14 protein-coding genes are annotated in these 13,761 nt (G+C 67.2%); 10 read left to right on the top strand and 4 right to left on the bottom strand.

All coding sequences use genetic code 11. The features are described 5' to 3' along the window. Positions 1 to 63: 63 nt before the first annotated feature. From glmU to MYA_RS13325, 4 genes are read left to right on the top strand one after another with little or no spacing between them, the layout of a single operon-like run. Complete coding sequence (glmU, locus tag MYA_RS13310) at positions 64 to 1,425, top strand: bifunctional UDP-N-acetylglucosamine diphosphorylase/glucosamine-1-phosphate N-acetyltransferase GlmU (protein WP_014723782.1); 1,362 nt, start codon at positions 64 to 66, stop codon at positions 1,423 to 1,425. A gap of 57 nt (positions 1,426 to 1,482) precedes the next feature. Next, complete coding sequence (glmS, locus tag MYA_RS13315) at positions 1,483 to 3,300, top strand: glutamine--fructose-6-phosphate transaminase (isomerizing) (protein ID WP_014723783.1); 1,818 nt, start codon at positions 1,483 to 1,485, stop codon at positions 3,298 to 3,300. 50 nt (positions 3,301 to 3,350) lie between these two features. Beyond that, positions 3,351 to 3,827: a hypothetical protein gene (locus MYA_RS13320; RefSeq protein ID WP_014723784.1), complete on the top strand. Its 477-nt coding sequence runs from the start codon at positions 3,351 to 3,353 to the stop codon at positions 3,825 to 3,827. Continuing rightward, positions 3,827 to 4,045 (top strand): hypothetical protein, encoded by a 219-nt coding sequence (locus MYA_RS13325; RefSeq protein ID WP_011886225.1) that lies wholly within the window; start codon positions 3,827 to 3,829, stop codon positions 4,043 to 4,045. The genes MYA_RS13320 and MYA_RS13325 overlap by 1 nt, the downstream gene beginning before the upstream one ends. A 72-nt stretch (positions 4,046 to 4,117) precedes the next feature. On the opposite strand, the gene MYA_RS13330 is transcribed toward MYA_RS13325, so the two are convergent. Together MYA_RS13330 and MYA_RS13335 are read right to left on the bottom strand one after the other, a co-directional pair. Further along, positions 4,118 to 4,954, bottom strand: coding sequence for an FTR1 family iron permease (locus MYA_RS13330; protein ID WP_014723785.1), 837 nt, complete (start codon positions 4,952 to 4,954; stop codon positions 4,118 to 4,120). Between the two features lie 12 nt (positions 4,955 to 4,966). After that, positions 4,967 to 5,299, bottom strand: coding sequence for a cupredoxin domain-containing protein (locus tag MYA_RS13335; RefSeq protein WP_041493992.1), 333 nt, complete (start codon positions 5,297 to 5,299; stop codon positions 4,967 to 4,969). Positions 5,300 to 5,605: 306 nt separating this feature from the next. On the opposite strand from MYA_RS13335, the gene MYA_RS13340 reads away from it, so the two are divergent. Then, positions 5,606 to 5,806: a heavy-metal-associated domain-containing protein gene (locus tag MYA_RS13340; RefSeq protein WP_011886228.1), complete on the top strand. Its 201-nt coding sequence runs from the start codon at positions 5,606 to 5,608 to the stop codon at positions 5,804 to 5,806. A 49-nt stretch (positions 5,807 to 5,855) separates the two neighbouring features. On the opposite strand, the gene MYA_RS13345 is transcribed toward MYA_RS13340, so the two are convergent. After that, positions 5,856 to 7,346: an aldehyde dehydrogenase gene (locus MYA_RS13345; protein ID WP_014723787.1), complete on the bottom strand. Its 1,491-nt coding sequence runs from the start codon at positions 7,344 to 7,346 to the stop codon at positions 5,856 to 5,858. An 83-nt stretch (positions 7,347 to 7,429) separates the two neighbouring features. Then, positions 7,430 to 7,981: a cupin domain-containing protein gene (locus tag MYA_RS13350; RefSeq protein ID WP_011886230.1), complete on the bottom strand. Its 552-nt coding sequence runs from the start codon at positions 7,979 to 7,981 to the stop codon at positions 7,430 to 7,432. A 414-nt stretch (positions 7,982 to 8,395) separates the two neighbouring features. Here MYA_RS13350 and MYA_RS32125 point away from each other — a divergent pair, with 414 nt between their 5' ends. The 5 genes from MYA_RS32125 (at position 8,396) to MYA_RS13370 (ending at position 13,703) form a co-directional block, all read left to right on the top strand. Continuing rightward, the gene (locus tag MYA_RS32125; protein WP_011886231.1) at positions 8,396 to 8,620 is read left to right on the top strand and encodes a hypothetical protein; all 225 of its coding nucleotides are present in this window, start codon (positions 8,396 to 8,398) and stop codon (positions 8,618 to 8,620) included. A 282-nt stretch (positions 8,621 to 8,902) separates the two neighbouring features. Next, on the top strand, positions 8,903 to 9,688 hold the full coding sequence (locus MYA_RS13355) for a gamma-glutamyl-gamma-aminobutyrate hydrolase family protein (protein WP_011886232.1): 786 nt from the start codon (positions 8,903 to 8,905) through the stop codon (positions 9,686 to 9,688). 29 nt (positions 9,689 to 9,717) lie between these two features. Beyond that, positions 9,718 to 11,055 carry a glutamine synthetase family protein gene (locus tag MYA_RS13360; protein ID WP_011886233.1) on the top strand — a complete coding sequence of 446 codons (1,338 nt, stop codon included), beginning with the start codon at positions 9,718 to 9,720 and terminating at the stop codon, positions 11,053 to 11,055. 37 nt (positions 11,056 to 11,092) lie between these two features. After that, positions 11,093 to 12,526 (top strand): aspartate aminotransferase family protein, encoded by a 1,434-nt coding sequence (locus MYA_RS13365; protein WP_014723790.1) that lies wholly within the window; start codon positions 11,093 to 11,095, stop codon positions 12,524 to 12,526. A 61-nt stretch (positions 12,527 to 12,587) separates the two neighbouring features. Continuing rightward, the gene (locus tag MYA_RS13370) at positions 12,588 to 13,703 is read left to right on the top strand and encodes a polyamine ABC transporter substrate-binding protein (protein WP_011886235.1); all 1,116 of its coding nucleotides are present in this window, start codon (positions 12,588 to 12,590) and stop codon (positions 13,701 to 13,703) included. The last annotated feature ends 58 nt before the right edge of the window (positions 13,704 to 13,761 follow it).

The following is a 13,761-nucleotide window of genomic DNA, read 5'->3' on the forward strand; positions in this document are numbered from 1 at the left end:
CCGGGACGCCAGGGGCCGCATGCTAAAATGGACGGCTTCGAACTCCTCTGACAAGCTGGCGCCATGAATATCGTGATTTTGGCGGCAGGCACCGGCAAGCGCATGCGTTCCGCGCTGCCGAAAGTGCTCCATCCCCTGGCCGGCAGGCCGCTCCTCTCCCACGTCATCGCTACCGCGCGCACGCTGCAGCCGTCCCGGCTCGTCGTCGTCGTCGGGCATGGCGCCGAGCAGGTGCAGGCCGCGGTCGCCGCGCCCGACGTGCAGTTCGCGGTGCAGGCCGAGCAGCTCGGCACCGGCCACGCGGTGCGCCAGGCGCTGCCGCTGCTCGATCCCGCGCAACCGGCGCTCGTGCTGTACGGCGACGTGCCGCTCACGCGTGCAACGACGCTCAAGCGTCTGGTCGACGCGGCACACGACGGCCGCTACGGGATTCTGACCGTCACGCTCGACGATCCGACCGGTTACGGCCGCATCGTGCGCGACGCGGCGGGCTTCGTCACGCGCATCGTCGAGCAGAAGGACGCGTCGCCGGAGCAGCTGAAGATCGCCGAGATCAACACCGGCATCATCGTCACGCCGACCGCGCAGCTGTCGATGTGGCTCGGCGCGCTGAAGAACGAGAACGCGCAGGGCGAGTACTACCTGACCGACGTGGTCGAGCTCGCGATCGAGGCCGGCTTCGAGATCGTCACCACGCAGCCCGACGACGACTGGGAAACGCTCGGCGTGAACAGCAAGGCGCAGCTCGCGGAGCTGGAGCGCATCCATCAGCGCAACGTCGCCGATGCGCTGCTCGTCGAAGGCGTCACGCTGGCCGATCCGGCGCGCGTCGACGTGCGCGGCACGCTGCGCTGCGGCCGCGACGTGTCGATCGACGTGAACTGCGTGTTCGAAGGCGACGTGACGCTCGCCGACGACGTGACGGTCGGCCCGAACTGCGTGATCCGCAACGCGTCGATCGGCGCGGGCACGCGCATCGACGCGTTCACGCACATCGACGGCGCCCAGCTCGGCGCGAACACCGTGATCGGCCCGTACGCGCGGCTGCGCCCCGGCGCGCAGCTCGCGGACGAAGCGCACGTCGGCAACTTCGTCGAGGTGAAGAACGCGGTGATCGGCCACGGCTCGAAGGCGAACCACCTGACCTACATCGGCGACGCCGACATCGGCGCGCGCGTGAACATCGGCGCGGGCACGATCACCTGCAACTACGACGGCGCGAACAAGTTCCGCACCGTGATCGAGGACGACGTGTTCGTCGGCTCGGACACGCAGCTCGTCGCGCCGGTGCGCGTCGGCCGGGGCGTGACGATCGCGGCCGGCACGACGGTCTGGAAGGACGTCGCCGAAGGCACGCTCGCATTGAACGAGAAGACGCAGACCGCGAAGAGCGGCTACGTCCGCCCGGTCAAGAAGAAAAGCTGAACACCTATGGCGGGCGTCGGCACGGCGCCCGCTTCGACTTACAGGGATTGACGACTCATGTGCGGCATTGTCGGCGCAGTTGCGCAGCGTAATATCGTTCCGGTGCTGATCGAAGGATTGCGGCGCCTCGAATACCGTGGCTACGATTCGTGCGGCGTCGCCGTGCTCGAACCCGACGCACCGCGCCGCGCGCGCAGCGTCGCGCGCGTCGCCGATCTCGACGCTCAGGTCCACGAAGCCCATCTCGAAGGCACGACCGGCGTCGCGCACACGCGCTGGGCCACGCACGGCGCGCCCGTCACGCAGAATGCGCATCCGATCTTCTCGTCGAACGCGCTCGCGCTGGTCCACAACGGCATCATCGAGAACTTCGAGACGCTGCGCGACGCGCTGCGCGCGAAGGGCTACGAGTTCGTGTCGCAGACCGACACCGAAGTGATCGCGCATCTGGTGCACAGCCTGTATCGCGGCGATCTGTTCGAAGCGGTGCGCGAGGCCGTGCAGCAGCTGCACGGCGCATACGCGATCGCGGTCACGCACAAGGATCAGCCGCACACCGTCGTCGGCGCGCGCCAGGGCTCGCCGCTCGTGGTCGGCCACGGCGACGGCGAGAACTTCCTCGCGTCCGATGCGCTCGCGCTGGCCGGCAGCACCGACCGCTTCACGTTCCTCGAAGAAGGCGACGTCTGCGAACTGTCGCTCGACGGCGTGAAGATCGTCGATCGCCACGGCGCGCTCGTCGAGCGCGAGACGCGCGTGGTCAGCGCGTACGGCGGCGCGGTCGAGCTCGGCCCCTATCGCCACTTCATGCAGAAGGAAATCTTCGAGCAGCCGCGCGCGATCAGCGACACGGTGCCGCAAACCGAAGCGTTCGAGCCGACGCTGTTCGGCGCGGCGGCAAGCGCTGCGTTCGCGAACATCGACAGCCTGCTGATCCTCGCGTGCGGCACCAGCTACTACTCGGGCCTCACCGCGAAGTACTGGCTCGAATCGATCGCGAAGATCCCGACCCAGGTCGAGATCGCGAGCGAATACCGCTACCGCGAGTCGGTGCCGAACCCGCGCCAGCTCGTGCTCGTGATCTCGCAGTCGGGCGAGACGGCCGACACGCTCGCGGCGCTCAAGCACGCGCAGTCGCTCGGCCACACGCACACGCTCGCCGTGTGCAACGTCGCGACGAGCGCGATGGTGCGGCTCACCGAGATGCAGTTCCTCACGCACGCGGGCACCGAGATCGGCGTCGCGTCGACCAAGGCGTTCACGACGCAGCTCGTCGCGCTGTTCGTGCTGGCGGCGACGCTCGGCAAGCTGCGCGGGCACGTCGACGCCGCGCAGGAAGCGCAATTCCTGAAGCAGCTGCGCCACCTGCCGGCCGCGCTGAACAGCGTGCTCGCGCTCGAGCCGCAGATCATCGCGTGGTCGGAGGAATTCGCACGCAAGGAAAACGCGCTGTTCCTCGGCCGCGGGCTGCATTACCCGATCGCGCTCGAAGGCGCGCTGAAGCTGAAGGAAATCTCGTACATCCACGCCGAAGCCTATCCGGCCGGCGAGCTGAAGCACGGGCCGCTCGCGCTCGTCACGGAAGCGATGCCGGTCGTCACGGTCGCGCCGAACGACACGCTGCTCGAGAAGCTGAAGTCGAACATGCAGGAAGTGCGCGCGCGCGGCGGCGAGCTGTACGTGTTCGCCGACGCCGACACGCAGATCGTCAACGACGACGGCCTGCACGTGATCCGGATGCCGGAACACTACGGGCAGCTGTCACCGATCCTGCACGTCGTGCCGCTGCAGCTGCTCGCGTATCACACCGCGTGCGCGCGCGGCACCGACGTCGACAAGCCGCGCAACCTCGCGAAGTCGGTGACGGTGGAATAAGCAATCGGCGCAGCGCAGCCCGGCGCGCCGACGAGACTGACGGAGAGACCATGGTAAGACTGTTTGGATGCGGATTGCTGGCGCTGAGCGTCGCGTCGACGGGCTGGGCGGCCGAGCACTACGTCGAGGTCTGGAACCCGCCCGAGGCGCGCACGCCGGCCGCGCACGCGGCGGATGCCCATACGCCTACCGCACGTACCGGCAGCAGTGCCGACTCGCATGCCGGCGGCAAGACCGCGGAAAAGCACGCCAGCGCTCAACCGAAGGCTTCCGTCAAGCCGCACAAGCGCCGCGTCGCGCAAGCCGTCAAAGCCACGCCGCATCGACCGCCTGCCGCGGCGGCCGACGCGCCGGCCGCGCCGCGCCCGGTCGCGCAGCCCGCGCCCGGCCGGCTCACCGTGATGCAGCCGGCCGCGCCGGACCCGCAGCACGCGCTTGGCTTCTCCGACATCCCGCGGCAATACACGCCGGACGGCAACGTGCTGCGCGTCGGCACCGGCAGCCGCTCCGCGGAGGTGACGCGATAATGGAAGCGCAGACCTATCACGGCTACCAGATCTGGGGCCATGCGATCCTGCAGCAGGACGAGATCCTGCAACCCGAACGGTTCGCGGCGAGCGGCACGATCACGCAGAACAACCGGCTCGTCGAAGCGTCGGGCGTGCTCGGCGTGTTCGATACCGAGGACGAAGCGCGCGAAGCCGGCCTCGAATGGGCCCGCGCGTGGATCGACGGTCATCAGTGAACGGCCCGCACGACGGGCGCATGCAACAAGGGGCGTCGACGACGCCCCTTGTTGCATGCGGATAGCGGAAATTCAGGCCGCGGCGCGCGGCGGCCGCACGGCCGGCTGCGGCCGGCCGACGAGCCGTGCCAGCGCGACGATCGCGACCAGCGTCGCGACGTAAGCGGCGATCTGGATGCCGGCCGGACGCGCGGTATAGCCGATCAGCGCATGCAGCGCCTTGCCGACGACGCTCGATTCCTTCAGCAGCCACGACGTGTCCCACACCGCATCGCCCCACGACGGCACGAGGCCCGCGGCGAGCAGAAAGCCCACGCACTGGCTCGCCATCCCGGCCGCGAGCAGCACGATCAGCACGTTGGTGACCGAGAACAGGCGTTTCAGCGGAATCTGCAGCAGGCCCGCGTACATCGCGTAGCCGAGGCCCGCGCCGCCGAGCACGCCGAGCAGGCCGCCGGCGATCATCTGCGGCGTCTGCCCAGGGTCGCCGGCCGCGATGCCGTACAGGAACAGCACGGCCTCCGAGCCTTCGCGCAGCACTGCCGCGCCGACCACGATCGCGAGCCCCGTCAGCGGCCGGCTGCCGGCCGCCACCGCGCGGCCGACCTCGCCCATCTGCAGCGCGATCTCACGGCCGTGCCGGCTCATCCAGATGCAGTGCCACGCCAGCATCAGCGTCGCGACGAACATCACGCCCGCGTTGAAGACTTCCTGCCCCATGCCGGACGCCCACTGCGAGATCGCGTCGGCGAACGCCGCGATCAGGCCCGCGCCGATCACGCCGCCGACGAGCCCGCCGCCGACCCACCAGCCGCGGCGCGGCACGCCCTTCGTGGCGGCCATCACGATCGACACGACGAGCGCGGCCTCGAGCACTTCACGGAACACGATCAGGGCAGTTGACAGCATGGCGGCGTCCGCTTACTTGACGGTGAGGTGCGTCTTCGACTGCGCTTCGTGATACTCGTCGTGGAACTCGTAAGTCCCGGCCTTCAGCGGCCCGACGAGGATCTCGACCGACTTGCCGGCCGGCACGACCTTCTCCGCCTTGAAGTCGTCGCTCTCGAATTCCGCGGGCGTCGCGTCGAGGTTCTTCACGACGAACTTCACGCGCTTGCCGGCCGGGATCGTCACGCCGTCGGGCGAAAACTTGTGGTCCTTCAACGTCAGGTTGACGACGTCGTCGGCGGCGAATGCGGAGCTGGCCGATGCGCCGAGCAGGGCGACGGCGAAACCGAGAGCGAAACGATTCATGTGCATCATGAGGTGAAATGCCGAAGCGGATTGATATTAAGAGCGATTCGCATTTTCACCCTGGCGTATCCTTAAAGCAATCGGGAAGATCGATGGGTGCGCGCACGTGCCGCACCGCGCCGGGCAACGCGAGCGGCGCGTTTTGGCCCCGTCGTCGCACCGTCAATCGGGAAAAATTCGGACGGGCGGAGGCGGTCGATTCGTCTGACTTCACGCTGACGAAAACCCTCGCGCGCCGCTTGACCTTCCCACCATGGCAAGCTTCATGCTGAACCTACTCGTCAATCGTCAACTCAGGAGAACACGATGGAATTCGAAGTCCAGGACATGACCTGCGGCGGCTGTGCCAATGCGATCACGCGCGCGGTGACGGCCGCCGATCCCGCCGCGAAGCTCGACATCGACGTGGCCGCGAAGACGGTCAAGGTCGAATCGGCGCAGGGCGCCGAACGCGTGCAATCCGTGATCGAGGCCGCAGGCTTCCATCCGACGCTGCGCGCGGCTTGACGCAGACGGGGCGCGGTGGCGGTACGGCGCCGCGCGCCCCGCTCCCACCTCACCGCAACCGGATCAGCGTCGACTTCAGCTCGGTGTACTTCTCGAGCGCATGCAGCGACTTGTCACGGCCGTTGCCCGACTGCTTGTAGCCGCCGAACGGGAAGTTCATGTCGCCGCCTTCGTCGTAGCAGTTCACCCACACCGTGCCCGCGCGCAGCCGGCGCGACACGTCGTGCGCGGTCGTCAGGTCCGACGTCCAGACGGCGGCCGCGAGTCCGTATTCGGTGTCGTTCGCGATCCGCACGGCCTCGTCGACATCGTCGAACACGATCACCGACAGCACCGGCCCGAAGATCTCCTCGCGCGCGATCTTCGCGTCGGGCTTCACTTCGAACACGGTCGGCTCGACGTAGAAGCCGCCCGTCTCCTGCCGCACGCGCGCGCCGCCGGTGACCAGCGTGCCCTCGCTGCGCCCCGCTTCGATGTAGCCGAGCACACGCTCGAGCTGGATGCCGTCGACGATCGCGCCCATCGACACCGACGGATCGAGCGGATTGCCCGGCACGTACGCACGCGCGGCCGCGACCAGCTTCTCGATGAACGCGTCCTTGATGTCGCGATGCACGAGCAGGCGCGAGCCGGCCGTGCACATCTCGCCCATGTTGTAGAAGATCGCGCCCGCGGCGGCCTGCGCGGCGCGCTCGAGATCCGGACAATCGGGCAGCACGATGTTCGGCGACTTGCCGCCGAGCTCGAGCCACGCGCGCTTGAGGTTCGACTGCGCGGCGTACTGCATGATCAGCTTGCCCACCGCGGTCGAGCCGGTGAACGCGATGCAGTCGACGTCGCGATGCAGCGCGAGCAGCTTGCCCGGCTCGCCCGCGCCCGGCACGACGTTGAACACGCCGGCCGGGATGCCGGCCTCGTACGCGAGCTGCGCGACCCGGATCGCGGTCAGCGGCGATTTCTCCGACGGCTTCAGCACGACGCTGTTGCCGGCCGCGAGCGCCGGCCCGAACTTCCACGCGGCCATCAGGATCGGGAAGTTCCACGGCACGACCGCCGCGACCACGCCGACCGGCTCGCGCGTGACGAGGCCCACCAGATGATGATCGGCCGGCGCGACTTCGCCGCCGACCTTGTCGATCGCTTCGGCGAACCACTCGACGCAATACGCGGCGCCCGGCACGTCGACCGTCGTCGTGTCGCCGATCGGCTTGCCCGCATCGAGCGTCTCGAGCAGCGCGAGTTCGTCGAGATGCGTGCGCATCAGCGCGGCCCAGCGCAGCAGCACGGCCTTGCGCGCGCGCGGGTTCAGCCCGGCCCACACGCCGGCGTCGAACGCACGCCGCGCGGCCGCGACCGCCGCGTTCACGTCGGCTTCGCCGCAGTCAGCCACCTTCGCGAGCACGCGGCCGTCGATCGGGCTCACGCAGTCGAACGTCTTGCCGCCGTGCGCGTCGCGCGACGCGCCGTCGATGAATGCGCGCCCTTCGATCCGGAGCGACGCCGCCTTGTCCTGCCAGTCAGCCAAAGTCAACTTGTTCATCAGGATTTCTCATTGTTTGGCATTCGCGCTGCGGCACGCCGCGCAACGGCAACGCTGCCGGCGGCGAATGCGGTGATGCGCGGTTAGAAGGTGGCCGGCGAATTGGCCGACACGACCTCGCAGAGCTGCTCCGCGCTGGGATTGCGAAAACGGTGCGGCAAACGGCTTTCGAAGTAGTAGCCGTCTCCGGGATCGAGCAGCCACGTCTCGCCGTCGACGGTCAGCTCGAGCCGCCCCGACACGACGACGCCGCCCTCGTGCCCCGCATGCGCGAGCATCTCCGCGCCGGTGTCGGCGAGCGGCTGATAGATCTCGCGCATGATGCACATGTTGCGATCCTTCACGCCCGCGCCGACGAGATGAAACGCGAGCGCGTCGTTGCCGAGGTTCGGCATCTGATCGCGACGCGACACGACCGAGCGCGACTCGACCAGTTCGAACGTGAAGAACTCGGCGAGACTCATCGGAATACATTCGAGCAGCTTCTTCAGCGAGCCGACCGACGGGCTCACGCGCCCCTGTTCGATCAGCGAGATCGCGCCGTTGGTCACGCCCGCGCGCTTTGCGAGCTCGCGCTGCGACAGGCCATGCTTGTTGCGCACGAAACGCAGACGCTCGGCGACTTCAGTGGACATCGATTCGGTTTCGGACACGATAGGAGTGCGGGAAAAAAGTGAAGCGACGCATTGGCTGCCGTTGAATATTCTAATCACTTTATCGCCCGGATCAGCGGGGAAAACCCTGAAAGGCGTTCGAAATAATGAACAGCGAGCGGGTCATTCCATTTAAGAATCTTTTATTCGGAATGCCTCGGGAAAGCCCTGACACGACACCGACAAAAAACATTTGACGGCGTTTTTGGCTCGTATATGCTGGCTCTCAGGTCAGCGTCATTCGTCGATCATCCGCACCAAAAGCGTTATCGCAACGCAAAAACCGGTGCAGTTCGACGTCAATGATGCGGATCGGGCACCTCGATTATTTTAAACGCCTCGCGCGCCGAAACGATCAGGTGTTCAATACTTTCAACAACCCAGTCGAGTGTAATCGTGAGAGTCCGTGGCCCTCTGGTGAGGTGGGATCGACGCGATGCGCGAAGTTCGCGCAGCGCCGGACCCGCTTCCGATGGCAGTTGCGGCTGGCATAGTCCTCGCCTGCTGCACCTGTCGATCTACACCATCCTGTCCCGTCGTTCCGTTCGGCGTCACAACGCTGTTTCCGCACGTGCATTCGTGGCCGTCGACACCGACGAAGTCGCGTCGCTGCTGCCGTAGCGCCTCTCCCCTTTTTCGTCGTTCGTTTCTGCTGCCTGCTCGCTAACCGCGCCATCCGCGCGGTGACGGAACGCGTTCGCGCATTCGTTGCTGCGTCGCGTCGCGCAGCGAAACGAACGACGGCCTGACCGTCGCGCACAGCACGGGTCGCCAATCGTCCCGTCGTGCCCATTCATCAGCGGCCTCGCGTGTTGCGCGCGGCTGCGGGGCCGTGTCGCGCCTGCGTTCCTGCACGTTCGGGAACCGCGCACGCACACGCCCTACGCACAACTGATAGACGTCATGGAAAGGAAACCTCTCGTCGGCATCACTGCCGACCTCACGCAGATCGGCGCTCACGCGTCGCATACGGTCGGCGACAAGTACGTCGCGGCGATCGTCGACGGCGCGCACGCGCTTGCGATGGTGCTGCCCGCGCTCGGCGATCGCCAGTCGGTCGACGACGTGCTCGCGACGGTCGACGGCCTGCTGTTTACCGGCAGCTACTCGAACGTCGAGCCGCATCGATACGGCGGCGAGCCGAGCGCGCCCGGCACCAAGCACGATCCGGCCCGCGACGCGACGACGCTGCCGCTGCTGCGCGCCGCGCTTGACGCGGGCGTGCCGGTGCTCGCCGTCTGCCGCGGCTTTCAGGAGCTGAACGTCGTCTGCGGCGGCACGCTGCATCAGCGCGTGCACGAAGTGCCGGGCCTCGACGATCACCGCGAGGACGACGACGCGCCGATGGACACGCAGTACGGCCCCGCGCACGTCGTGCATCTGACGCCGGGCGGCCTGCTGCACACGCTCGCCGGCGGCCGCGACGACGTCCACGTCAACTCGCTGCACAAGCAAGGCATCGCGCAGCTCGGCGCCGGCCTCGCCGTCGAAGCCGTCGCGCCGGACGGTCTGATCGAAGCCGTCAGCGTCGTCGACGCACCGGCGTTCGCGCTCGCCGTGCAATGGCATCCGGAATGGCGGCACGCGCAGGACCCGCTGTCCACGGCGATCTTCCGCGCGTTCGGCGACGCATGCCGCGCACGCCGCCACGCGCGCACGCAGGCCGCGTGCTCCGCTGCGCTCGCATGAGCGCGCCGACCCACATAACGAGAACGAACATGCAAGACATCGAAGACTTTCTGAAGCAGCACCGGATCACCGAGATCGAAGCGATCATCCCCGACATGGCCGGCATCGCGCGCGGCAAGATCACGCCGCGCAACAAGTTCACGTCCGGCGAATCGATGCGGCTGCCGCAGGCCGTGATGGTGCAGACGGTCACCGGCGAGTATCCGGAAGACGGTTCGCTGACCGGCGTGACCGACCCCGACATGGTGTGCGTGCCCGACACGTCGACCATCCGCCTGATTCCGTGGGCCGTCGATCCGACCGCGCAGGTGATCCACGACTGCGTGCACTTTGACGGCTCGCCGGTCGAGATCTCGCCGCGCTACGTGCTGCGCCGCGTGCTCGAGCTGTACAAGGCGAAGGGCTGGAAGCCGGTGGTCGCGCCCGAGCTGGAGTTCTACCTGGTCGACATGAACAAGGATCCGGACCTGCCGCTGCGTCCGCCGGTCGGCCGCACGGGCCGCCCCGAGACGGGCCGCCAGTCGTATTCGATCGAGGCCGTCAACGAGTTCGATCCGCTGTTCGAGGACATCTACGAATACTGCGAAATGCAGAACCTCGACATCGACACGCTGATCCACGAAGTGGGCGCCGCGCAGATGGAGATCAACTTCATGCACGGCGACGCGCTGTCGCTTGCGGACCAGGTGTTCCTGTTCAAGCGCACGGTGCGCGAGGCCGCGCTGCGCCACAGCATGTACGCGACCTTCATGGCCAAGCCGATGGAAGGCGAGCCGGGCTCCGCGATGCACGTGCACCAGAGCATCGTCGACGAGGAAACGGGCCGCAACCTGTTCACGTCGCCGGAGACGGGCGGCGCGACGTCGCTGTTCTACAACTACCTCGCCGGGCTGCAGAAGTACACGCCCGCGCTGATGCCGATCTTCGCGCCGTACATCAACTCGTATCGCCGGCTGTCGCGCTTCATGGCCGCGCCGATCAACGTGCAGTGGGGCTACGACAACCGCACGGTGGGCTTCCGCATTCCGCATTCGGGGCCGGCCGCGCGCCGCATCGAGAACCGCATTCCGGGCGTCGACTGCAACCCGTATCTCGCGCTCGCGGCGACGCTCGCAGCCGGCTACCTCGGGATGACGCAGCGCCTCGAGCCGACCGAGCCGCTCGTCAGCGACGGCTACTCGCTGCCGTACCAGCTGCCGCGCAACCTAGAGGAAGGGCTCACGCTGATGGCCGCGTGCGAGCCGCTCGCCGGCATCCTCGGCGACAAGTTCCTGAAGGCGTATTTCGCGCTGAAGGAAACCGAATACGAAGCGTTCTTCCGCGTGATCAGCTCGTGGGAACGCCGTCATCTGCTGCTGCACGTGTAAGCGGCGCACGATCGCATTACGGAAATACGGAGAAAACATGACTTACCGCAACGAATCCGCCTGGGTCCAGCCGGCCGCGCCGGCCACCGCACCGCGCACCACGCAGGCGCGCACGACCGCCGAATACCGCGCGCTCGACGCCGCGCACCACATCCATCCGTTCTCGGACATGGGCGCGCTCAATCGCGCCGGCAGCCGCGTGATCGTGAAGGCCGACGGCGTGTACCTGTGGGACTCGGACGGCAACAAGATCATCGACGGGATGGCCGGCCTGTGGTGCGTGAACGTCGGCTACGGCCGCAAGGAACTCGCCGACGCCGCGTATCGCCAGCTGCAGGATCTGCCGTTCTACAACACGTTCTTCAAGACCACGCACCCGCCGGTGATCGAACTGTCGGCGATGCTCGCCGAAGTCACGCCCGCGGGCTTCAACCACTTCTTCTATTGCAACAGCGGCTCGGAAGGCAACGACACCGTGCTGCGCCTCGTCTATCAATACTGGCGCGTGCAGGGCAAGCCGCAGAAGAAGTACGTGATCTCGCGCCACAACGGCTATCACGGCTCGACGATCGCCGGCGCGACGCTCGGCGGGATGGACTACATGCACGAGCAGATGCCGTCGAAGGTCGAGCACATCGTGCACATCGATCAGCCGTACTTCTTCGGCGAAGCGCAAGCGGGCGAGACGCCCGAAGCGTTCGGCCTCGCCCGCGCACAGCAACTGGAGGCGAAGATCCTCGAGCTCGGCGCGGAGAACGTCGCCGCGTTCATCGGCGAGCCGTTCCAGGGCGCGGGCGGCGTGATCTTCCCGCCGTCGACGTACTGGCCGGAGATCCAGCGGATCTGCCGCAAGTACGACATCCTGCTGGTCGCCGACGAAGTGATCGGCGGCTTCGGGCGCACCGGCGAATGGTTCGCACACCAGCACTTCGGCTTCGAGCCCGACCTGATCACGATGGCCAAGGGCCTCACGTCCGGTTACGTGCCGATGGGCGCGGTCGGCATTCACGAGCGCGTCGCGCGGCCGATCATCGACAACGGCGAGTTCAATCACGGCCTCACGTACTCGGGCCACCCGGTCGCGGCGGCCGTCGCGGTCGCGAACCTGAAGCTGCTGCGCGACGAAGGCATCGTCGAGCGCGTGAAGCGCGACACGGGCCCGTACTTCCAGGCGCTGATGCGCGACACCTTCGCGCAGCATCCGATCGTCGGCGAGGTGCACGGCCAGGGGATGGTCGCGAGCCTGCAGCTCGCGCAGGCGCCGGCCGAGCGCCGCCGCTTCGCGAACGGCGGCGAGGTGGGCACGATCTGCCGCGACTTCTGCTTCAACGGCAACCTGGTCATGCGTGCGACCGGCGACCGGATGCTGCTGTCGCCGCCGCTCGTGATCTCGCGTCAGGAAATCGACGAACTCGTATCGAAGGCGAAGAAAGCCGTCGATGCAACCGCCCAGCAGCTGGGCCTTTCGTAACGGCTTTGACTACGGGCGTGCGGCGGGCGCCGCACGCCGCCATAACCAGGGGAACTCCACCATGCGTGCCTGCTTTCTTCGCCAAGCCTGTTCCATCGCGGCCCTCGCCGCCGCCGCCGCGTTCACGTCGGTCGCCAGCCCGTGCGCCCACGCGGACGAGCTGAACGTGTACAACTGGTCCGACTACATCGCGCCGGACACGATCCCGAACTTCCAGAAACAGACCGGCATCCACGTCAAGTACGACAACTACGACAGCGACGACACGCTGCAGGCGAAGCTCCTCGCCGGCAGCTCGGGCTACGACATCGTCGTGCCGACGTCGAACTACATGGCCAAGCAGATCCAGGCCGGCGTCTACCAGAAGCTCGACAAGTCGAAGATCCCGAATCTCGCGAACCTCGATCCGCTGCTGATGAAGATGATCGCGGACGCCGATCCGGGCAACCAGTACGGCGTGCCGTGGGCATACGGCACCGACGGCATCGGCTACAACGCGCAGGCGGTGAAGAAGGCGCTCGGCGACAAGGCGCCGGTCGACAGCTGGGCGCTCGTGTTCGACCCGGCCAACATGGAGAAGCTGAAGAGCTGCGGCGTGTCGTTCCTCGACCAGGCGGTCGACGTGTTCGCGGCGACGCTGCAGTACATGGGCCGCGATCCGAACAGCAAGAACCCCGGCGACTACCAGGCCGCGTTCGAGGTGCTGAAGAAGGTTCGCCCGTACATCACGCAGTTCAACTCGTCGGGCTACATCAACGACCTCGCGAACAACGACGTGTGCGTCGTGCTCGGCTGGTCGGGCGACGTCGGCATCGCGCATCGCCGCGCGGCCGAGGCGAAACGCGCGTACGACATCAAGTTCTCGAACCCGAAGGAAGGCGGGCTGCTGTGGTTCGACGTGATGGTGGTGCCGAAGGATGCGCCGCACCCCGAGGCCGCGATGAAGTGGATCAACTACGTGTCCGACGCGAAGGTCAACGCGGCGATCACCAACACGGTGTTCTATCCGACCGCGAACAAGGCGGCGCACCAGTTCGTCACGCCGGCCGTCGCGCAGGACCCGACCGTCTATCCGCCGGAGGACGTGCTGAAGAAGATGGTGCTGATGAAGCCGATGCCGGCCGACATCCTGCGCCTCGAAAACCGTCTGTGGGCGCAGTTGAAGACGGGCCACTGAGCCGGCTTCGTCATGGCGGCGCACGCGCGTACTGAACGCGTGCCCGCCTGAACAGGCG

It is taken from the genome of Burkholderia sp. KJ006 (assembly GCF_000262695.1).
Classification (GTDB): domain Bacteria; phylum Pseudomonadota; class Gammaproteobacteria; order Burkholderiales; family Burkholderiaceae; genus Burkholderia; species Burkholderia vietnamiensis.

Bases quoted from the DNA above. Each gene is read 5' to 3' on its own strand.
- MYA_RS13360 (WP_011886233.1), top strand. From the start codon at position 9,718: ATGCAAGACATCGAAGACTTTCTGAAGCAGCACCGGATCACCGAGATC.
- MYA_RS13320 (WP_014723784.1), top strand. From the start codon at position 3,351: ATGGTAAGACTGTTTGGATGCGGATTGCTGGCGCTGAGCGTCGCGTCG.
- MYA_RS13340 (WP_011886228.1), top strand. From the start codon at position 5,606: ATGGAATTCGAAGTCCAGGACATGACCTGCGGCGGCTGTGCCAATGCG.
- MYA_RS13330 (WP_014723785.1), bottom strand. From the start codon at position 4,954: ATGCTGTCAACTGCCCTGATCGTGTTCCGTGAAGTGCTCGAGGCCGCG.
- glmS (WP_014723783.1), top strand. From the start codon at position 1,483: ATGTGCGGCATTGTCGGCGCAGTTGCGCAGCGTAATATCGTTCCGGTG.
- MYA_RS13355 (WP_011886232.1), top strand. From the start codon at position 8,903: ATGGAAAGGAAACCTCTCGTCGGCATCACTGCCGACCTCACGCAGATC.
- MYA_RS13370 (WP_011886235.1), top strand. From the start codon at position 12,588: ATGCGTGCCTGCTTTCTTCGCCAAGCCTGTTCCATCGCGGCCCTCGCC.
- MYA_RS13345 (WP_014723787.1), bottom strand. From the start codon at position 7,346: ATGAACAAGTTGACTTTGGCTGACTGGCAGGACAAGGCGGCGTCGCTC.
- glmU (WP_014723782.1), top strand. From the start codon at position 64: ATGAATATCGTGATTTTGGCGGCAGGCACCGGCAAGCGCATGCGTTCC.
- MYA_RS13325 (WP_011886225.1), top strand. From the start codon at position 3,827: ATGGAAGCGCAGACCTATCACGGCTACCAGATCTGGGGCCATGCGATC.
- MYA_RS13365 (WP_014723790.1), top strand. From the start codon at position 11,093: ATGACTTACCGCAACGAATCCGCCTGGGTCCAGCCGGCCGCGCCGGCC.
- MYA_RS13350 (WP_011886230.1), bottom strand. From the start codon at position 7,981: ATGTCCACTGAAGTCGCCGAGCGTCTGCGTTTCGTGCGCAACAAGCAT.
- MYA_RS13335 (WP_041493992.1), bottom strand. From the start codon at position 5,299: ATGAATCGTTTCGCTCTCGGTTTCGCCGTCGCCCTGCTCGGCGCATCG.